Raw genomic sequence first — 20244 nt, forward strand, 5'->3', positions numbered from 1 at the left:
TTGTCTCGCCAGTGAACGAGAACGTAGATAGATGGGGACAGGCCCGATGAGGAAATACGCGATGTCAGTGGCATGCACGGTTGCAGTCACAGCGGGGGTGACTCTTGTGATGTCGGTACCTGCCGGAGCGGACCCGAATGACGGTGGGTCGTGCCCGGCCGGTGCGGTATTCGCGGTCGGCGGAACGTGGGATCCGACGGGACAAACGACGCAACCCGTCACCGACCGCTACGTCGCCCAGGGTTACGCCTCCAAGCCGGTGACCTACCCCGCCAGCTTCTGGCCGCTCGGCGAACAGACGTACGACCAGAGCGTTGCCGCCGGCGCCCAGACGCTTCGCACTGAAGTCAACGCTTTCCACGCTCAGTGCCCGGGCAGCGAGATCGTCGTCACCGGATACTCACAGGGAGCACGGATTGCCGGCGACGTTCTCGGTGACATCGCACGTGACGGATCCATTCCCCAATCGCAAGTCGAAGGCGTCCTCTACGCCGACCCTCGCAACTCGGCCGGGGGCATCGAAACCGTAGTGCCCAATGTCGTTCCGGGAGCGACGATGTCCGGAGCACGCGGCGGATTCGGAGACATCGCAGTGCAGGAAGTCTGCATCGAGGGTGACGGCATCTGCAACATGCCCAAGCCGCGTGATGCGCCCGAGGTGTTCGTGGATTCGGTCTTCGGCTACTTCACGAAGCACAACACCTACACGCCGATGATGTCCGAGCCCGCTCCGCCTGCTCCCCCGGCGCTGCCGCAGACACCGTCGGTGCCACTGCAACCGGCTGACGTCGCCACTGCGATCGTGACACGGGTCGTCGAGAACATCACTCCGTATCTGAGCGCTGCACTCGCCACCGTGCTGACGAAGTAACGCGACACCGCTTGTTCGGCTGACTGAAAGTCGACCGATTCGTACAAGTCGAGGACCACCCGCGCCGTGCACCATCGAATACATGCTCACCCTCATCGTCAGATACGGGTACGTCCCGTTCATGCTCTTGGGAATCAACGGAGCCGCAATCGCGCTGGCGGCATCCGGCGCGCCGAAATGGTCACTGGTGGCATTGATTCTCTTCGCAGTGGTCTGCTCTTTCGCCGCCGAACGGGCGCTTCCCTACGAATCTTCGTGGAATGCCCCCGGACCGGACAGGTTTCGCGACGCGGTCCATGCGTTTGTCAACGAATCTCTCATCTTGGTCAGCGTCGCGGTAATCCCGTTGATGGCAGCGGTGATTCCGTTCGACGGGCTGTGGCCGATCGGTCTTCCGTTTGTCGTTCAGGTCGTCTTCGCAGTGTTGGTTGCCGATTTCGGCATCACCGTCGTGCATTTGATCAGCCACAAGGTTGGATGGTTGTGGCGTTTCCACGCGGTTCATCACAGCCTCGAACGGTTCTACGGTATGAACGGACTGATGAAGCACCCCGTGCATCAGACTTTCGAAACCGCAGGTGGCGTCCTGCCACTGATCCTCCTCGGGATGCCCGTTCCAGTTGCCTCGGCGCTCGCGGTTTGTGTCGCTGTCCAACTCCTGCTTCAGCATTCGAATGCCGACTACCGCATCGGCCCCCTGCGCCCGATACTCGCCCTCAACGCCGGCCACCGATTCCATCACCTCAAGTGGGCGGGAATCGGTGACGTCAATTTCGGTTTGTTCACTCTGATCTGGGATCACCTGTTCCGCACTTATTCTTTCGATCCGGAAAAGCGATTCAGCAGTGACGATCTCGGAATGGCGGCCAAGCCCGACTACCCGGACGACTACCTCGGCCAGTTGGCCGAACCGTTCCGGAGACAGAACTGACGGACGAGGGGTGGAGATTCAGCCCGCGAGTACCCGTCGCATGACGGGCTTGGCTGCAAACGCACTGGCCAACACCAACGCGATCCCCACAGCCAGGGTGACGCCCAACTGAACCAGCGCCATCGGAGTGGTCAATACGGCTGCCCCTGCCAGTGGGAAGAGGAACAGCAGTGCAGCGCCGGCACCGGCCAGTGCCATCACCACCACGGGAGTGCGAACGTGCCTCATGCGGGCGCTGTCCATCACCTCGACAGGTGTGCCGGCCAAAGTCAGACTCCGATACAGCTCACGGTTGTCGAGGATCCCGGATACCTGGGTGAGCGCAGACGAGATGGCCGCCAACGTGAATGTTGCTCCGAGAGTGAACAACACCCCGGTTCTCATGTCCGCGAACAGGAACTCCTGCCCTGGCTGCAAATCCTGTCCCTCCCCGTTGCCGATCGCGGCGAGGAGAGATGTGCCTGCGGCAACAAAGCTGGCCATCGTCACACCGCTGACCGTGCGCCACACAGCCTTCGGATTGTCCAAGACCCGACGCGCCGCAATCAGCGAAGCACCGTCTTTGGCGCATTTGAGCATGATCCGTCCAAGCAGCGAAATGACGAACGGACCGACCAACGCAACAACGCCGAAGCAGAGACCAAGGCCCACCAGGATTGCCGCGATGCTTGCCGCGGAGCCCCCGAATGCACTCCATCCCACAAGAACCCCCACCCCAGCCACCGCGAAGATCATCTTCGGTGCGGCGCTGGGATTGCCCGCCGTGACGCCCAACGGGCTCACGAACACCTGGCGCATCCCGAGCATCGACGTCAAAGCAGCCAGGATGGTCATTCCGAATACGATGCCCACCAGCGGAAGTGCGCCTACCCAAAGCTCACTCCACTCGAATGTCCGACCTTGAAATCTCAAGAGAGCTACGAGCGGCAACGCGAGGAGGTATCCCACCACACCGATCAACGCACCGGCCAAGCCCTGGATACCCGATTCCGCAGCGCACAGCGCAACGATCTGGCGAGGGGTGGATCCGATGAGTCGCAGCGAGGCAAGTCGTTCGTCGCGACGGCGCGCGCCCAAGCGGGCCGCCGCCAGACCGAGAGTGACGGCTGGAACGATCATCAACACCGAAGCAACCCCTGCGAGCGCTAGGTACGCCTCGGCTTCGGGTTCGCTCGATCTGCCCGCAAATGCACCGTAGCCGCCGAGCACCGTCAGCAAGAACGTCGTCGAGGCGGCAAATGCGGACACTGGGAGCGCGAAGGTACTCAAGGCCTTTCGTCCTTCACCTCGCATCGTCATCAATGCAACGCGCGCTGTGGCCTTCATGCCGCCACCTGTGTCCCGACGAGCGAACCGGCCTGCATCATCATCGTGCGATCACACCACCGAGCGACTTCGGCATCGTGAGTGACGACGACCAACGCAGAACCGATCTGTTGAGCCGAATCACGCAACACCCTCATCACTTCCCAACTCGTCTGCGCGTCGAGGGCACCGGTCGGCTCGTCCGCGAAGAGAACGGCGGGTTTGGTCACCAACGCTCGCGCAATCGCCACACGTTGCGACTGACCACCCGACATCTGACCCGGGCGACGGTCCTGCAGACCGTCCAGTCCCAATGGCGCGAAGAAGCCGTGCGCCGTCCGCTTGGCTTCGGCGATGGACAACCCGTTGAGCACCAAGGGCAAAGCGACGTTCTCGATCGCCGGAAGCTCCGGTAACAGTTGGCCCGATTGAAAAACGAATCCGTACGACTCGCGTCGGAGGCGGCTGCGGTCGTTCTCACCGAGGTTCTCGATATGCCTGCCGCTCAGCAGGATTGCTCCCGAGTCGGGCTTGACGATTCCTGACATGCAATGCAGCAGAGTCGACTTGCCCGACCCTGAAGGACCCATGATGGCCGTAGCAGTACCGGCGCGCACTTCCAGCGATACACCTCGGAGCACTGGAACGTCGCCGTACGACTTGCCCAGCGCGTGGACCGACAGGACTGCGGGTGCTTGTGCGTTGTTCATGATTCCACCTTCTCGTGAACCCCTCGCCAGCACATCGGCCCAGCGCACGATCTTCGAACCGAGTGCGGTCCTACCGGAGGATGACCGGACCCCGAGCTCTGTCAGGGTCGTCACTATGATTTCCGACATGACCTGGTCCGGCGCCGTCCACATGGAGCCCGGAATTCTCATGTTCACCGGCGCAGTGGGATCCGCGCACATGCATTCGCACGCCGCTGTTCAGATCATGATCATCGACGACGGGGACGTCACGGTCACGGACGGGGACGGCCACAGTGAAGTCGTGCGGTCCGTGGTCATTCCATCCGGGGCGGTCCACGCGTTGTCCGCCTCCGAGGGTGCGCGGGGACGGGCGATTTACATTGACTCCACCACCGGGATGGGTCTGCGCATCAGGCCACCGGAGCCGGGCCGCGGTGGTGTGGCCGACTGGTCGGACCGTGGGCAGACCGCAGTAGCGATGACGGACCGCGGCGCTGATTCGGATCTGGAATACGCAGCGAGGCTGATCGATTCACTGTCCGAAAGCAAGCAGCCGTCGAGCGTACGCGCTCTTCACCCTGCACTCGAGCATGCTCTGACGATACTGCCCGAGCGACTTTCGGGGCCGATAACGGTGACGGACACCGCCGCGCTGGTCTCCATCTCGCCCGGCCGATTGGGAAGAATCTTCAACGATCAACTGCAGATGAGTTTTTCGACCTACATTCGTTGGTTGCGGCTACGACGCGCCATGGAAGTGATGAGCGGTGGCGCAAGCCTGACAACCAGTGCCCACGAGGCCGGCTTCACCGACAGCGCCCATCTCAACCGGATCTGCCACAGCATGTTCGGACTCACGCCCAGCGCCGCGACCGGCGATCTCACCTGGAATTGACGCTGCTCCTCAACTGATGCTGCCCACCGCCGACCTCGCCAGTAGCGACAGACGACTGTAGAGGCGCGCCAACCCCGGCACGTCCCGGAGGCTGCCTGCCACTTCTTCGACGTAAGCGTCGGCGTAGATCGTCAGCCGCGCATCGACGTCGTAGAGAACATCGACGACATTTCCGAAACGGCGAAGGGCAAATTCCGACGCCTCGGCGAGCACCGGCACTCCGAAGATCACCCAGTCGTCGAAGCGGGCGGCGAGCGCGAGGTAATCGGCAGCCGAGGTCGAACCAGTGCACAGCACCTCGAAGTCGAACCAGACGACACCGTCTCGAATCGCCGAGCACTCCAATGTGCGTGTGCCTATTATCAATTCGACACTTTCGCCCGAAGGCCGCGTAGCTCCCGAGCCGACGAGGAATTCCCCTGTCGCAAAACGGTAGTCCCCGGCACCTGGCTGTCCCGCCGTCCGATAGTCGACGGAGCCACCCAACTCGATCACCTCGAGAGTCCGTTCAATCAACTCGATCGACGGAACGAACTGCTCGTGAAAAAGCGGATTGGGAAGAAGATCGGTCGGCGGAACATTGGACGTGACGACAACAGTCACGCCTTTCGCGACGATTGTGTCGAGAACCCTTGCCATGAACATGGCGTCGGCGACGTCGTCGATGTGGAACTCGTCGAAACAGAGCACACGGATTCCATCGACGACGTGATCCAGTGCCACGCCCACCGAGCCGAGTTCATGCGCCCGAGAGTGCAGATCTGCAAAGAACCGATGAAAGTGAATGCGCCGCTTGCTGACCGGGAGCCTGTCGTAGAACTCGTCCATGAGCATCGTCTTCCCGCGGCCGACGCTACCCCAGAGATAGATCCCACCCCCGACCTCACCGCCCGAGATCCGGGCCTGCAGTGCGTCGAGGGCTTCGCGTGCCGCCAACTGCTCTTTGTCCAGTAGCATAAGACTCCTCTACGTCTGTAGAGTCGAGGCTAGTGATCGAAGGCAAATCGAGTCAATGTGACCCTCACGACGCACCATCAGCAACATTCAACTCCAGCAACATTCAACTCCGGCAGCATGCAACATCGACATCAAGGAACGGCATGAAGCCCGATCGCAGAGCCCTCATTGCGGCATCCGCCGTCACGATCATCGCCGAGCAGGGCCCGCGTGCACTCACCCATCGGGCGGTTGATCAGTCCCTGGAACTTCCTGCCGGTTCGACGTCGTACTATTTCCGCACTCGCGAGGCACTACTCGAAGCAACCGCATTGCACATCGTGCACCGGTCACGTTCGATATTCGACGAACTCCGCGAGAGGCCCAGCGATCCTGCTGCCCTGACGGCCGAGTATCTCGATGATCTTCTTTCGCACCGCAGACACGAATTGATCGCGAGATATGCACTGCTCTTGGAAACTCCCCGAGATTCGGCATTGCACCAACTCCTCGAAGACAGCCTGTTTTCACGGGAGAAGGCAAGGCCTGTCTTCGACATCATTGGCGTTGACGATCCTGACGTCGCCGCCGAAAATTTTCTGAGCCTTCTGGAGGGCTTGATCTTCGACTACTGCCTCGGAGCGCGTAGCCGAGATCCCCGCTCCTCCGAAACCGTTCGGCAACTTCGGATCCCGATCGACATCTATCTGCGCGGAGTTGGTGCCGCCTGAAAGATGTTGGTCAGCAGAGGCTTCCGGTGCAGGGCCGTTGACCAGAGAACAGTGCCGCGACAAACGGGGTGCTGTCTGGAACCGAAGCCGGAACGGTTCCCAGATGATCAGTGGGATAGGTATGGAATGCAAAGTCGACACCGTTGGCAGTAAGGTCGGCCGCGAACTTCAGTGTCAGCGGTGCCGGAACATCGATGTCCGACAACCCCTGACCGATGAAGAACGGGCGGTCGTATCCTGCGGTCGGCACAGTGAGCAGGTCACGCGCAGCCTCCATGAATACTGGATTGTCCAGCGACTTCGTCAGCACCTGCCCGAGTGTGACGGTTCCGTACTTCGTGCGCGCCTCGGTGTAGCACATGTTGTTCTCGACGTCATCGAGGATGGTCTTGCCGAGCGGGGTCAGATACGAGTCGATGTCGATATCCGGCCGCGAAGCACGCAGTCCGTCAAGAACGTTCGCGATGTAGACCGTCGTACCCTTGAGCGGAAGCGCCGGAAAAGCCGGACCACCGAGCGGTAGAAGATTCTCGATGTTCGAGGGGACGCCAGTGGCGACAGCGCCGCGGTAGTCCAACTCCGGCGCGTAAGCAGTGGCAAGCGAAGCGGTGAACATAGTCGCCTGCCCGCCCTGCGACTGCCCCATCGCAACCCATGCGCTCGACAGGTCGTCGTCGACCGCACGAGCGGCACGCACCATGTCCACAACGCTGTGTGCAGCGGAACGACCGTCGAGATACGGGTGAACACCGGGTGTTCCGAGCCCCACGTAGTCGGTGGTCACGACCGCGTATCCCTGCTCCAGCCAGTGACCCAGATGCGTCGCGGTCCGTTCGAGTGGAACACTGCTGCTCGGCGCACACTGATCCGCGACACCCACCGTCCCGTGCGCGTAGGAGATGACCGGCCAACCACCCTCGGGCGGAGCTCCCTCTGGGCGATACACCACACCGGTACTCGTCATCGGCGCATCCTTCGGGCCCGTCGACCAGTACGTCACCTTCGTTGCGCTCACGGCACCCGGGGTCACCCGGTCGGGACCGAGCAACTCCTGACTCACGACAGCACCCGGAGCATCGTTCGGTTCCGCTCCGGCCGGCGCCGCAACTGTCAACGCCACCAACGCACTCGCACTCAGTCCGACGAGCGTCCTACACAGTCGCTTACTCACGTACTTCTCCTACCGATTGCGGTGACGGTGCATATGTGGTGATCGACCCCACATCAGCTGATCGAGTTCAGACCATAGAACAGCCTTACCATTTGGTCAACCTAAATTTCCGCTCCGCATCGACCGTCGTGACACGCCTGCTCGGGTAGGGTGGCGGTGTTCGATACGTGCAGGTCCCCCGCGAGATCAGGAGGCCGAAAGGCTCTCTCATGTCAGCACCTGATCTCCCGACCTTCCCTGCTTCGCAGCAGAAGTCGGTGGCCGCGATCCTCCGAGCAGCAGGTTGCGTCTTCGCCGAAGACGAGGCTCGCCTACTTCTTCACACCGCACGCTCTCGCGATGAACTCGACGCGATGGTCGACCGACGAGTTGCCGGCGAACCACTCGAGCCCGTCCTCGGATGGGCCGAGTTCTGCGGCTTACGCATTCACATCGACTCCGGAGTCTTCGTCCCACGCCGGCGCACCGAGTTCCTCGCCTGGCAGGCCTGCTCACTTGTCACCCCAGGAAGCGTCGTCGTCGACATGTGTTGCGGCTCAGGAGCTGTCGGTGCTGTCCTGCAGTCGACGCTCGACGCCGTCGATTTGTACGCGGTAGACGTGGAACCGGCCGCAGTGCGGTGCGCTCGCCGAAACATCACACCGCCCGAGCGTGTACTCGAAGGCGATTTATTCGAACCACTGCCGACGAAATTACTCGGTCGCGTGGATGTCGTCGTCGCCAATGCACCTTACGTCCCCACCGAATCGATCAGGCTGATGCCGCCCGAAGCCCGTCTTCACGAACCGCTGGTCTCGTTGGACGGCGGTACCGACGGACTGGAACTGCAGCGTCGCATCATCGCGGACGCCGCGCCGTGGCTACGACCGGGTGGCTGTCTTCTCGTCGAGACGAGTACGGAGCAGGTCGAAATGACTGTTGAAACATTCACTCGGGGAGGGTTTCTCACTCGGGTGGCAACCTACAGCGAGACCGCGTCGACCGTGGTGATCGGTCAGCGTTGAAGGCGATCGGATCCTGGCGTGGACCACTCCCGAGCGCGGGCGGCAAAGCCGTCGACAAAAAGCCCGAACGCGCGATCGACGCGGGCCCGGTCCCCGGTGGCCAGAAGATCCATCGACAGACCCCGCATTTGCGAGAGCAACAGAGTAGCGACAGAGGCAACATCGTCCTCGGGGCAACCCGCTTGTCGTAGACCGGCTTCCAGTGCCTCGATCCAATCGCCCACAAAACGGTCCAGGAACCGTCCGTAGCGGTCGCGGTCGCCGAGCGCGAGGGCGTAGATCTCGACCATCACCCGGAACCGCGGCAGGACCTCCGGCGTCGTACGTTCGGTCCACCACGCAGTCAGCACTGTCGCCGGATCGACCCCCGGTTTCATCGGCACCGCAATCGGAATGGACTCACCACGCATGTTCTCGATGACCTCGGAGAGCAGATTCTCCTTGCTCTCGAAATGGTTGAGCAACGACGCATGCGACACACCCACGGCCTTGGCGAGCTGCCTCACCGTCAATTCCCCGACACCGTTGTCGATGACGTAGCGGGTCAGCGCGTCGAGCAACTCCTCACGTCGCCCGGCGTATCTCAGGCTGCGTTTGTCGATGCGTTCGGGCTCCGGCACATATCCACCCTACCGGCCGGAATCACCAGGTCAGCGGCTGACTGCCTTCTGATACCGACGAATAGCGAACGGCACGAAGACGATCAGCAAACCGAAAGTCCACAACAACGACGCGATGACCGGATTCTGCAATGGCCACGCATCCGGAACCGTCATCGCAGGATTGGTATTGCCGAACAATTCACGCACCGCCTGGGTAACCGCCGACACCGGATTCCATTCGGCGATCACTTTGAGCGGGCCGGGAAGATTGGTGGTCTCGACAAAAGTGTTCGCGATGAACGACAGCGGAAAGATGACGATGAAGCTCGCGTTGTTGAATACCTCCGGTGTCCGGATCCAAAGCCCGACAACAGCCATGACCCACGACAACGCGTACGCGAAGAACAGAAGCAGCGCATAACCCGCCACCGCTTCGAGGAAACTGGAGTGAATCCGCCACCCGACCAGAAGACCGGTCAACGACATGACCACCAAACTGATGACGTTGATCAACACGTCACTCGATGTTCGGCCGGTCAGCACGGCAGACGGAGCCATGGGCAGCGATCGAAATCTGTCGATGATTCCTTTCTGAATGTCTTCGACCATCCCCAAACCAGTCCAGGTAGCACCGAATATGACCGTCTGCGTGAAGATTCCGGCGATCAGGAATTCTCGATACGACGTGCCCGGGACGGAGATCGCACTGCCGAACACATACGCGAACAAGAGCACGAACATGATCGGCGACAAAGTGGTGAACACCAGCAGATCCGGAACGCGCTTGATCTTGATCAAGTTTCGCCTGGCGATGGTCAAACCGTCTTCGAGCGCCATCTGCACGGTCATTTCTGATCCTCCAGTTCAGCCTGATGCCCGGTCAGTGTGAGAAAGACATCGTCGAGAGTGGGTCTGCGCAAGCCGACGTCGAACACCCGGATGCCTCGTGCCGACAGGAGATTCAGCGCTGCGACCAACGCATCGGTACCGTCGTCGACAGGAACGGTGACGCGACGGACATTCTCTTGAACCTGAATGTCCCCCACGGCAAGCGAGCGCAATTCCTCGCGGACGATGTCGAGATGTTCGACCTCGTGCACGCTCAATTCGATGCGCTCACCCCCGACCCGCGCCTTCAACTGGTCTGCAGTACCGCGCGCGATGACCGAGCCGCGGTCGATGACGGCGATCTGGTCGGCCAACCTCTCGGCTTCCTCCATGTATTGCGTCGTGAGCAACAGCGTGGTCCCCTGAGCCACCAACCCTTCGATGACGTCCCAGAGACCGAGTCGCGCCCGAGGATCGAGGCCGGTGGTCGGCTCGTCGAGAAACAACACCTGCGGCCGAGCAACCAATGCGCCGGCGAGATCGAGACGTCGCCGCATTCCGCCGGAATAGCCCTTGACCGGCCGATCTCCAGCCTCGACGAGATCGAACTGCTCGAGCAATTCACGCGCTCGGGCCTTACTGCTTCGGGCGCCGAGGTGATACAGCCTCCCGACCATGTCCAAGTTCTCATAGCCCGTCAGGTACTCGTCGACCGCGGCGTACTGACCCGAAGCACCGATCTTGGATCGCAACGCCCGCGCATCCTCGACCACGTCCAGCCCGGCAACCTTGGCGCGTCCACCGTCCGGAATGAGCAGCGTCGTGAATATCCTTACCGCAGTGGTTTTTCCGGCGCCGTTGGGGCCCAATAGAGCCATCACCGAACCCTCGCGCACTTCCAGGTCGATGCCGTCCAATGCCGTGACGTCGCCGTACTTCTTGACCAGCCCCTCGGCCACAATCGCTTCGGTCATGAGCCCTCCCGCATCGGTAATCCGTCGGTAGTCCGTTCCCCAGTGTGACCCAGGAGGCCGACACATTCCAGGAAATTTCGTCAGTTGCCCGGCTGCAATCACCTCCCTGGTTTCGCCGGTGCCTTTCGGCCACGAGGTACGGAACAGACCACACGTCCCAGTCCTGTCCAATACAGCCGATAAATTTCACCGACCTTTCGACGGATATATACAGGAAAGAAAAACCCGAAATTCTTGAACAAAGACCGCTTTCAGGTATTCATGATGAACGCGGCAGCGTTACACTCGTACAGCAAGTGACACTCGGGCCGGTGACAGTTGACTTATGGTGTCGAATCTCGAATTACAAATCAGACAGAGGCCGAAAAGAATTGAATCACCGATTCAGTGCACGCGGGGAAGACTCACACTTCGGGGGATCGAGAAAGGCTGACTGTGCCATGAGTATCAGAACTCGATACATCCGAACTCCGTGGATCCGAAAAACGGCGAAATATTCCTTCGAGACCATCTGCTTCACCCTGGCCGTGATTGTCGCGGCCGCACTGATCGCCGCGTACAACACACAACCACGCTCCGCCTCGACGTACACGCCGGCCTCGTTCTCGGCGAATCCTGAATCTGCAGCGCTGCCCTTCGACATTCCACCCAAGTCGGCACTGAACGGAAAGTTGGTTTTCGCTCACTACTTCCCGCCCTATCCGGTTTCGATCGACAATGCGAATCCGTCTGGCGATTACTATGCGACACAATATCTTACGGTCAACGGCGAGAACAACAAACACGTTCGCTACGGAGGATTCCTCCGCGATCGGCCGACACCGCGGCAACCCATCGCCGATACGCAGTGGCGCCAACGCGACCTCGAAAACGAAGTTCGTTCGGCAATCGCCGCGGGCATCGACGGATTCTCCGTCGACATCATCGCCAAGGCAACCGACACCAGTTGGTGGGGTTCCACCGTGCCCACAGCCCTGATCAAAGCGGCCGCAGCAGTCGATCCGAATTTCAAGATCATGCTCATGCCTGATATGAACGGCGCGTTCAAAAACATGACCGCAGCTCAAATGGCAGCAGAGATGAAACCGTATTCGACCATGGCATCATCGTTCAAATTGAGCGACGGACGACTAGTGATCTCGCCATTTCTTGCCGAAAACAAGACTGCGGGCTGGTGGTCGGAGTTCATCACTATTATGAAAAATTCTTACGGAATAAATGTGGCATTTGTTCCGGTTTTCCTCGACGCAGCAGCCAACCGGAATTCTTTTGCATCGATCAGCTACGGGATGTCGAATTGGGGTAACCGAAATCCGGCAGGAAATCCGCTCTCGGGATCGAACCCGAACTCTCCGATGGGGCTTGCTGCTGCCGCTCACTCCTTGGGAAAGATATGGATGCAGCCAGTCGCCTTCCAAGATGTTCGTCCGAGTCAGTCGATCTACGACGAGGCACAGAATTCACAGAATCTGCAGAACATGTGGCAGATTGCGATTGCGTCCAACAGTGAATGGGTACAGCTCGTCACCTGGAACGACTACAGCGAGGGAACGTCGTTCGCACCCAGCGCCGGTCATGGGCGCGCGTTACTCGACATGAGTTCCTACGGGCTGTACAGCTTCCGCTCCGGCGCCTCACCCGCGATTGTTCGCGACACCGCGTATCTCGTCTATCGCAATCAGTCGGTCTCCGCGGTCCCCGTCAATCGCTCTGCTGCCCCTATGACACTGCGCCAATGGTCATCCCCCGCTCGCGATACCGTCGAGGTTCTCACCTTCTTGACCGCTCCCGCAGTCGTCAAAGTGACGGTGGGAACCACGATTACCACCTGCAATGCCCCGGCCGGGATGAGCAGCTGCATCGCCCCGTTGAAAGTAGGTTCCATCAAGGCCTCTGTCGTTCGCGGCACTACCGAGGTGTCTCGGGTGAGTTCGCACGCGGCGGTGACGGCCACACCGTACAACCAGAATCTCGAGTACCTGGTCGATTCCAGTCGGAGATAACGGTGACGAAGATCGGGTGAGTCCGTCGACTCACCCGATCTTCGTTGCGCCATCGGTTTCGGCTGCAATTGGTAACTCGGGCCGCGATACCGCCCCCGTCCGCTCCACCCTCACTGCCAAGGTCACCGCGGCCGCCAGTGCCGATACGCCCGCTCCGATCCAGTACAAAACCGCGAACGAATGCAGGGTCGGCACAGTGCTCGCACCGATCACCACCGTCGAACCGGCCAATACCGCTGCCGCAACGGCGCTTCCGGTGGAGGTACCGACCGAACGGAGCAGGCTGTTGAATCCGTTGGCCGAGGCAGTCTGATGGATCGGCGCAGATTCGGTGATCAGAGTCGGCATGGCTGCCAGGGAAAATGCCACACCGGCCGATACCAAGGCAGCGCCGATCACGATATTGACCAGCGTCGGCGTCAACAGCACACGCAAGACGTATCCGATTGCGATGACGATCGCTCCTGAGGCCAACGTGGCCTTCGCTCCCCATCGCCTCGTCACCTTCGACGACACCGGCGCCAATCCGATCATCAGGACTCCGCCCGGCATCATCGCCAGTCCGGCTTCGGCAGCCGAGAGTCCGAGACCGTCCGCCGACGCCAGGGGCAACTGAAGTTCCTGCGTTGCCGCCAACGCGCTGATGAACATGGCAAAACCGAGTAATACTGCGCAGACGTTCGAAACCAGAATCGGAGCGCGAAGGGAAGTCCGCAGATCGACCAGCGGTGCCGGCGTGTGCAGTTCCCACGGAATCCATCCACAGAGCAAGACCACGCCGGACGCGATCAGAACCAGAACCTCGGGGCTTGCCCAGCCCCATTCGGTTCCTTTCGAAACGGCCAGCAGCAGTGCAGTCATAGCGAGCGTGAGGACTGTGGCTCCCAGAAAGTCGAAGCGTCCGCGACTCTTCACAGCCGATTCCGGCACCACCAGAGGCAAGACGACTATCAGTACGACCCCGAATCCACCGGTGACCCAGAAAAGCGCGGGTAGCCCCCAGTGCGCCGAGATCACCCCCGCCATCGGCATACCGAACATGCCGCCGATCCCCAACGTCGCACTCATGAGAGCTACTGCACCACTGAGCTTTTCCGGAGGAAGGACATCGCGCATGATGCTGATTCCGACGGGCAGAAGTGCCGTCGCGAACCCCTGCAACGAGCGTCCGAGGATCAGTAACCAGAAACTCTGGCTGAGCGCAGCAACCATGCAGCCGACGATCATCACGGCAAGGCAGACGAGCATCATCGCGCGCTTTCCGAACATGTCGGCGAGTCTGCCGATGAGAGGGGTCGCGACGGCACCGGTCAGCAATGTCGAGGTCACCAGCCACGAAGCGGTGGCCGACGATACTCCCGATGCCGTCGCGAACTCGGGCAGCACCGGCACCACCAAGGTCTGTTGCAGCGCGACCACCACGCCGCTCAGACTCAGGACGCCGACGACCCACCCGGTCCGCGCTTTCGCGCGAACGGTCTTGTCCGTCAAGCGTTCGAGCGAGCGGCGACTCCGGCGTCGACAGGAACCACGATGCCACTCATGTGGGCACTCGCGTCGGCGGCGAGGAACAGGACTACTCGCGTGATCTCGAAGGGATCCAGCCAACCGACCGGCTGCGCATGCAGAGTCGCGTACACGGGTTCGACGTCGTCTGCCGTCGGCGATTCGAGGTCAGGCCGCATCATCGCGTACATCATGTCGTTGTGAATCATCGGCGTCGAGATGTTGCCCGGTGCAATAGCATTCACGGTCACACCCGAGTTTGCCAGTTCGAGCGACACACTCTTCGTCAAACCGATGACGCCCCACTTGGAGGCGCCGTACGCAGCCATCTGGGTGCCACCGGAGCGACCCATCATCGAGGAAATCGTGATGATGCGACCGTAACCACGTTCCGCCATTCCACCTGACACGGCCGCAACGGTGTTGAACACACCGGTCAGGTTCGACGAGATGACTTCGTTCCACTGCGCCGACGTCATCGACGTGATCGGAGCGGGCACGGACACACCGGCATTCGCGACGGCGATGTCGACACGGCCGAACTCGGCTTCAGCGCGGGCAACGAGCGCGTCCATTGCGTCGCGATCAGCAGTGTCTGCCTTGACGGCAATGCACCGACGACCGGTGGCTTCCACCAAACGAACGGTTTCCTTCAGATCCTCCTCGTTTGCGAGGGGGTAGGCGACGACATCACTGTTCTCGCACCGGTCGCAGATCACGATGTCCGCGCCACGCTCCGCGAATGCGACAGCGTGGGCGCGCCCCTGACCGCGTGCGGCGCCGGTGATCAGTGCAACTTTTCCTTCGAAGCTGCCTTCGAGGCTGTTCATGCCGTCTCCTAGTTCGTCGTATGCAAGCGTGCGCTGTACTGCATGCGTACTCCGAACCCGCCCGAAAGAAACAGTCGATCCCGGACAGCGGGAATCCAGCCGATCACTGGTAAACGGCGGTCTCGAATTCCAGGTATCCGTTGATGGATCCAGCGTCCGCGAACGGCAGAATCTGCGTTGCCCAGAACCCGCCGACGCCGGTCTTCCGGTCGATCCAGTAATAGAGGTTGGCAAGACCCGCCCAAGCCAGCGATCCGGCCGGCCTACCGGTGGGTGCCACCTCTTCATTTGTCATGAAGGAGTATGCCCATCCCTTGGGTACACCGGGGAAGAATTCCGCATCGTTGGACAGTGTCGGGAGAACTCCGGGCAACAACCCCACGTGCTGGCCTTCGAGCCCGTTCTGAACGGCTGCAGCTACCGTCTCCGGCGACAACACGCGACCGGATGTGCCCGCGCCGTCGTTGAGCCACATACGGATGAACTTCATGTAGTCGCCGACAGTGCCGTGCAAACCGTGACCACCCATGTGCACCTCGGGTTCGGCCGGAAGCTCGAATCCGATGAGCGGAGTGAGGCTTCCGTCGCTCTCACGCTGATGGATCGGCGCAAGTCGATCCTTCATCGACGGGCTCATCGTGAATGCCGTATCCGTCATCTCGAGAGGTTCGAAGATGCGCTCACGCATGACATCGCCGAGTCGACGACCTCGAATCGACTCGACGACCTGTCCGGCCCAGTCGATGTTGGTGCCGTACTCCCACTTCTCACCCGGGTCGAAGAGCAGCGGTGTCGTGAGCGCCGCTTTGCTACACGTGATCACGCTGGGCTGCCCATGTTCCTGCGAGAGCCGGTTGTACGACTCGTTGAAGAAGTCGTAGCCGAACCCTGCAGTGTGAAGGAGCAGCATGCGAGTGGTGATGTCACGCTTGGGTTCCCGAAGAACGGGGTTTCCGCCGGCGTCGAAACCGTCCAGGACCTTCAGCTCACCGATGTCGGGAACATAGGTCGCTGCAGGTGCATCGAGATCGAGCAACCCCTCCTCCACACATTGCAGGACAGCGGTACCGGTAATCGCCTTGGTGGTGGAGAAGAGCGCAAAGGTTGTATCGAGGGTCATCGGTTCGCCGTGACCGAGAGCCCGCTCACCGGCTGCACCCTCGTAGATGTTGCCTTCTCGATCCGTGATCATCGCGACGACACCCGGGACTCGGTCAGCCCGCTGAGTTGCTCGCGCCAGCACGTCGTCGAGGTGCTGCTTCGAAAGGGGCTTCCGCGCAATATCTTCGATCGTCACTGCATTTCTCCATCCGACTTGCAACTTGTCTTGTCGAACAGAATGTAACGGCGATCACATACCCGGTTCTGCCTCGAAACGGCAGGAAAACTGTCTCGTTTCGGCAGAACCGGGCAGAGCTTGGAGTCAGCTCTGGGGCGCTCCGATATTCACCAGCCAGGAAATGCCGAATTTGTCTGTACAGGCGCCGAATTCGTCGCCCCACATCTGCTTCTCGAGCGGAACGCTGACCGTACCTGTTCCCGACAGTTGCTCCCAGTACCCGCGCAGCACGTCGCCGTCGTCGCCGCTGAGGCTGACCGTGATGTTGTCGCCGGGGTTGTACGGCATGCCGGGCGGAGTGTCGGCACCCATCAGGGTGTATCCCTGATCGGTTTCGAGCATTCCGTGCATGATCTTGTCGCCGCCTTCACCGGGATTGCCGAACTCACCGAACGTGCTCAGCGCCAGCGTGCCACCAAAGATTTCTTTGTAGAACTCCAACGCCTCACGGGCATTGCCGTTGAAGCTGATGTACGGATTGAGTCGAGTTGCCATGACGTACTCCTAGCTCGTGGGATTGCTGTCACGTTCGATTTCAATCCTTGCAGAACGCTCCGACACGAAACAACGGATCACGGCAGTTCATCGAGTGCGTAAAACGATCGTCATGACCGTTCAAACAACTGTCCTCAGAGTCGATTCCGGGTCTCGGAAGGCAACTCTCCGAACCGTTTCCGGTATGTGGCCGCAAACATACCCAGATTGACGTAGCCCCAGGCGTTGGCGATTTCGGAGACGGTTCTCCCGTCGGAACGCAACAGTTCGCCGCGTACACCCTCCAACCGACGCGCGCGCAATCGTTGCCCCGGCGTGGTGTCTCGGTACCGCCGAAATCCCGCAGTGAGCGCCCGGACACTGACACCCACCGCAGCCGCGATCTCCGATGCCGTCGGCACCGAGCGAGCAAACGTATCGATGTACTCCTCTGCCGATCGCACGTAGGCAGGTTCGGCGGAGGCGACGTCGACGCCGAGTTGCAGCCCGGCCTGCGTCGCCCACTCGTCGAGAAGCTGAGCCGCGATGAGTTCTTGAACCCTGGCACCCAGCCTTTCGCTCGACATCGCCTCAGGCGACTCTGCAATTGCGCGAACGACGTAGTCCATCAATGCCAGCCAACTCGAGCCCCGCCCGCCAATGGTGCACTTGTGCCGCCACAGACGGTCGTCGGGAACCGACCCGAACCATTGCATGGCGTGATCGGCGACAAGCTGATGCGGCACAGTGAGATTCAGCTGCAAATGATCTTCGTCGAATTCGACGAAGTAGTCGGTCCGGCTACAGTCGGCGACAAAGGTCTCCCCCACGGCAGTATTCACCGCAGTTCCTCCGCCGAGGGCATGTCGACCGTTGCCTCTGATAGTCGTCAGAACCAGAATGTTTCCGGCCTCAGGCGAACATTCACCGACGGAGACCGGAATCCCGTAACAGAATCTGGTGACGTCGATCTTGCCGACTGCCGCGGAGTACATGTCCGAAGCCGGCTTCAACCGACTTCCGATCGGCGTGACCGTATACGGCATGTAGATGTTGTCGGACCACTCCTTGATGCGGTCCCAGTCCCGAGAAAAGGCCTGGTGATGCTGCATAGTGGGCCGGCCGGCCGCGTCGATGAGCAAGGCATCCTCGAACATGGTTCGAGTATCGCACCAGGGCCCGGGAAGGTCACGCGAAGTGAGCTGACGTGATCTCTGGCTGTACGGCGGCGGGTCGTGTTGCAGCAAAAAGCAGCGAATCCACCGCGGTCCCCCGGATCACCATGTGTGCCCTCATTCGCCCCTCCTCCTCCATTCCGATTTTGGTGAGCACCGACGCCGACGCCGAGTTCTCGGGACGACACGTTGCTTGCACTCGCTGCGCTCCGAAGCGAGCAAAGGCGAATTCCAGAACCGCGCGCCCCGCCTCCGACGCATAGCCTCGCCCTTGGAACTTCGGGTTCACGACAAAACCGAGTTCCGCCCGCCGGTGCGCGGCGGATACTTCCCACACAGCTACCGAACCGATGACCGCTCCATCGGCCTTCGACGTGATGGCCAGGGTGAACGTGCGACGTTCGACGAGCGCAGCTTCGAGTGCCGCGTCAGCCAGGAATGCCCTGGTCACCGCGGGGGTGTTCGGCCCCCAATCAACATATCTACAGACGGCAGGGTCGGACGCGTACTGATGGACGGCACCTTCATCCGCGGCAGTGAAATCTCGAAGAACAAGGCGTTCCGTAGTCAACGTGAACATCCAGCGATCCTAGAGCGAGCCCAAAAGCACCTCTTGACTCGAACGCATGTTCGAGTATGATTTGGGGAGGGGATCGGGGGATTCAATGAGCGTCTTGTTGTCGGACGTGGTGTCTGGTTCTGCGGTGGGGTTTTGCGGACGTCTGTGGCGGTTGTCTGCTGCCGAGTTGCGCGCTGCTGCTGTCGAAGCGAGTGCGGAGATTCTTCGTCTCGAAGCTGTGCGTGTGGCGGTGGTGGACGAGTTGTCGTTGCGCCCGGATGATCAGGTGATTGCCAGTCGCGGTGTGGGGTCCTGGTTGGCGGCTAACACGATGCTGCAGGTTCGGGACGGGAAGAAGATCGCCGCGTTGGGTGCAGCTTTGCGGCCGTTTCCGGCGGTGGCGGCTCGGTTCGATGGCGGGGATTGCTCGTTCGATCATGCTGTGTTGATCGTGGCGTTCTGTGAGTCACCGCCGAAGGGGATGCCGGAGGAGGCGCTACCGAAGTGCATCGATTTGTTGTTGGCAGCTGCGTCGGGTGTGGAAGCGACGACGACGAAAGTGCGGAACGTGATCGCGACCTTGGAGCGGTTGTTCGAATCGGATGAGATCCCGCCCGCCGAGGATGTCGATCTCAACGAGTTGCGGATCGCCTCGACATTGAACGGTCGAGTGGTGGTGCGCGGCGATTTCGATGCCCTGACCGGTGAAATGCTGTTGTCGGCGTTGTCGAATCTGACGATGCCGACCCCGGCACCGGATGGGACGCCGGATGCTCGGTCGGCGGCGAAACGCACGGCGGACGGGTTCACCGAACTGATCCGCCGCTATCTGGACTGCGCCAAGACCGGTACCGATGGTGGGCAGCGTCCACACGTGAATGTGCACATCAATGCTCGGGATCTGGCCGAGCACCGGGACTGCGCCGCAACACCCTCCACTTCTGATGACGGAATGGCTGTATCGGATCTTGATGTCGGGCACATGCCCTGGCTCGGACCACTGTCCGTATCGCAGACCAGACTCCTCGGGTGTGACTGCTTCCTCTCCACCGTCCTGCTCGACGATCACGGCGCGCCCTTGGATGCGAAACCAGGAAAGAGGTTGGTCACCGCCGAACAACGCGTCGCGTTGATCGCCCGAGACAAAGGCTGCGCCTTCCCGGGCTGCACATGCGTGCTCGCCTGGACTGATGCGCACCATATCCGGCACTGGGCGAACGGTGGCCCGACGGTGATGAACAACCTGGTCCTGCTGTGCCGTTCACATCACCGGTTGATGCACCGCAAATCCGGGTTCGTCGGGAAATGGGAAATCCGAATAGGCGCCGACAACAAACCCTGGTTCATCCCACCACCCTCGATCGACCCCGGACAGCAACCCAGGCCGGCGAACACCACCTTCAAAACCTGAGAGGTCA

At 60.9% G+C, this 20244-nt stretch carries 20 protein-coding genes; 7 read left to right on the forward strand and 13 right to left on the reverse strand.

Annotation, left to right across the window (positions count from 1 at the left end; translation table 11 throughout):
* Positions 1-61 precede the first annotated feature (61 nt).
* Positions 62-871, forward strand: a complete 810-nt coding sequence (locus ASU23_RS29150; RefSeq protein WP_003945630.1) for a PE-PPE domain-containing protein — start codon at positions 62-64, stop codon at positions 869-871.
* Positions 872-953: 82 nt separating this feature from the next.
* On the forward strand, positions 954-1802 hold the full coding sequence (locus ASU23_RS29155) for a sterol desaturase family protein (protein ID WP_058039237.1): 849 nt from the start codon (positions 954-956) through the stop codon (positions 1800-1802).
* Positions 1803-1820: 18 nt separating this feature from the next.
* On the opposite strand, the gene ASU23_RS29160 is transcribed toward ASU23_RS29155, so the two are convergent.
* Together ASU23_RS29160 and ASU23_RS29165 are read right to left on the reverse strand one after the other, a co-directional pair.
* Positions 1821-3128: an FtsX-like permease family protein gene (locus ASU23_RS29160; protein ID WP_058039238.1), complete on the reverse strand. Its 1308-nt coding sequence runs from the start codon at positions 3126-3128 to the stop codon at positions 1821-1823.
* Entirely contained in the window at positions 3125-3970 is an 846-nt protein-coding gene (locus ASU23_RS29165) for an ABC transporter ATP-binding protein (RefSeq protein ID WP_007734065.1), read from the reverse strand. The genes ASU23_RS29160 and ASU23_RS29165 overlap by 4 nt, the downstream gene beginning before the upstream one ends.
* Here ASU23_RS29165 and ASU23_RS29170 point away from each other — a divergent pair.
* Positions 3945-4694, forward strand: coding sequence for an AraC family transcriptional regulator (locus ASU23_RS29170; RefSeq protein ID WP_058039312.1), 750 nt, complete (start codon positions 3945-3947; stop codon positions 4692-4694). The genes ASU23_RS29165 and ASU23_RS29170 overlap by 26 nt on opposite strands.
* Before the next feature lie 9 nt (positions 4695-4703).
* Here the strand turns inward: ASU23_RS29170 and zapE are convergent, their stop codons facing one another.
* Entirely contained in the window at positions 4704-5651 is a 948-nt protein-coding gene (gene zapE / locus ASU23_RS29175; RefSeq protein WP_058039239.1) for a cell division protein ZapE, read from the reverse strand.
* A 143-nt stretch (positions 5652-5794) separates the two neighbouring features.
* Here zapE and ASU23_RS29180 point away from each other — a divergent pair, with 143 nt between their 5' ends.
* Positions 5795-6361 carry a TetR/AcrR family transcriptional regulator gene (locus ASU23_RS29180; protein ID WP_007734055.1) on the forward strand — a complete coding sequence of 189 codons (567 nt, stop codon included), beginning with the start codon at positions 5795-5797 and terminating at the stop codon, positions 6359-6361.
* A gap of 10 nt (positions 6362-6371) precedes the next feature.
* On the opposite strand, the gene ASU23_RS29185 is transcribed toward ASU23_RS29180, so the two are convergent.
* Positions 6372-7532 carry a lipase family protein gene (locus ASU23_RS29185; RefSeq protein WP_058039240.1) on the reverse strand — a complete coding sequence of 387 codons (1161 nt, stop codon included), beginning with the start codon at positions 7530-7532 and terminating at the stop codon, positions 6372-6374.
* 209 nt (positions 7533-7741) lie between these two features.
* Between ASU23_RS29185 and ASU23_RS29190 the strand changes: the two genes are divergently transcribed.
* Positions 7742-8536 (forward strand): putative protein N(5)-glutamine methyltransferase, encoded by a 795-nt coding sequence (locus tag ASU23_RS29190; protein WP_058039241.1) that lies wholly within the window; start codon positions 7742-7744, stop codon positions 8534-8536.
* On the opposite strand, the gene ASU23_RS29195 is transcribed toward ASU23_RS29190, so the two are convergent.
* The 3 genes from ASU23_RS29195 to ASU23_RS29205 are packed head-to-tail and all read right to left on the reverse strand — an operon-like array spanning position 8527 to position 10940.
* A complete protein-coding gene (locus ASU23_RS29195) occupies positions 8527-9156 on the reverse strand; it encodes a TetR/AcrR family transcriptional regulator (protein WP_007734052.1) in 630 nt (209 codons plus the stop codon). The genes ASU23_RS29190 and ASU23_RS29195 overlap by 10 nt on opposite strands.
* Before the next feature lie 30 nt (positions 9157-9186).
* Complete coding sequence (locus ASU23_RS29200; protein WP_003945537.1) at positions 9187-9987, reverse strand: ABC transporter permease; 801 nt, start codon at positions 9985-9987, stop codon at positions 9187-9189.
* Positions 9984-10940 carry a daunorubicin resistance protein DrrA family ABC transporter ATP-binding protein gene (locus ASU23_RS29205; protein WP_003945489.1) on the reverse strand — a complete coding sequence of 319 codons (957 nt, stop codon included), beginning with the start codon at positions 10938-10940 and terminating at the stop codon, positions 9984-9986. The genes ASU23_RS29200 and ASU23_RS29205 overlap by 4 nt, the downstream gene beginning before the upstream one ends.
* A gap of 440 nt (positions 10941-11380) precedes the next feature.
* On the opposite strand from ASU23_RS29205, the gene ASU23_RS29210 reads away from it, so the two are divergent.
* Positions 11381-12943 carry a glycoside hydrolase family 71 protein gene (locus tag ASU23_RS29210; protein ID WP_007734046.1) on the forward strand — a complete coding sequence of 521 codons (1563 nt, stop codon included), beginning with the start codon at positions 11381-11383 and terminating at the stop codon, positions 12941-12943.
* Between the two features lie 30 nt (positions 12944-12973).
* Here ASU23_RS29210 and ASU23_RS29215 read toward each other — a convergent pair whose 3' ends face one another.
* The 6 genes from ASU23_RS29215 to ASU23_RS29240 form a co-directional block, all read right to left on the reverse strand.
* Positions 12974-14434 (reverse strand): MFS transporter, encoded by a 1461-nt coding sequence (locus ASU23_RS29215; RefSeq protein WP_058039242.1) that lies wholly within the window; start codon positions 14432-14434, stop codon positions 12974-12976.
* Complete coding sequence (locus tag ASU23_RS29220) at positions 14431-15279, reverse strand: mycofactocin-coupled SDR family oxidoreductase (RefSeq protein WP_003945658.1); 849 nt, start codon at positions 15277-15279, stop codon at positions 14431-14433. The genes ASU23_RS29215 and ASU23_RS29220 overlap by 4 nt, the downstream gene beginning before the upstream one ends.
* 103 nt (positions 15280-15382) lie before the next feature.
* A complete protein-coding gene (locus tag ASU23_RS29225; RefSeq protein WP_216637138.1) occupies positions 15383-16522 on the reverse strand; it encodes a serine hydrolase in 1140 nt (379 codons plus the stop codon).
* A 180-nt stretch (positions 16523-16702) separates the two neighbouring features.
* Positions 16703-17113, reverse strand: a complete 411-nt coding sequence (locus ASU23_RS29230) for a VOC family protein (protein WP_047269632.1) — start codon at positions 17111-17113, stop codon at positions 16703-16705.
* Positions 17114-17247: 134 nt separating this feature from the next.
* Complete coding sequence (locus tag ASU23_RS29235) at positions 17248-18249, reverse strand: AraC family transcriptional regulator (RefSeq protein ID WP_007734026.1); 1002 nt, start codon at positions 18247-18249, stop codon at positions 17248-17250.
* A 31-nt stretch (positions 18250-18280) separates the two neighbouring features.
* Positions 18281-18847 (reverse strand): GNAT family N-acetyltransferase, encoded by a 567-nt coding sequence (locus tag ASU23_RS29240; RefSeq protein ID WP_047269633.1) that lies wholly within the window; start codon positions 18845-18847, stop codon positions 18281-18283.
* 85 nt (positions 18848-18932) lie between these two features.
* On the opposite strand from ASU23_RS29240, the gene ASU23_RS29245 reads away from it, so the two are divergent.
* A complete protein-coding gene (locus ASU23_RS29245; protein WP_058039244.1) occupies positions 18933-20237 on the forward strand; it encodes an HNH endonuclease signature motif containing protein in 1305 nt (434 codons plus the stop codon).
* The last annotated feature ends 7 nt before the right edge of the window (positions 20238-20244 follow it).

This window comes from Rhodococcus sp. KB6, from assembly GCF_001445685.1.
Taxonomy (GTDB): domain Bacteria; phylum Actinomycetota; class Actinomycetes; order Mycobacteriales; family Mycobacteriaceae; genus Rhodococcus_F; species Rhodococcus_F qingshengii.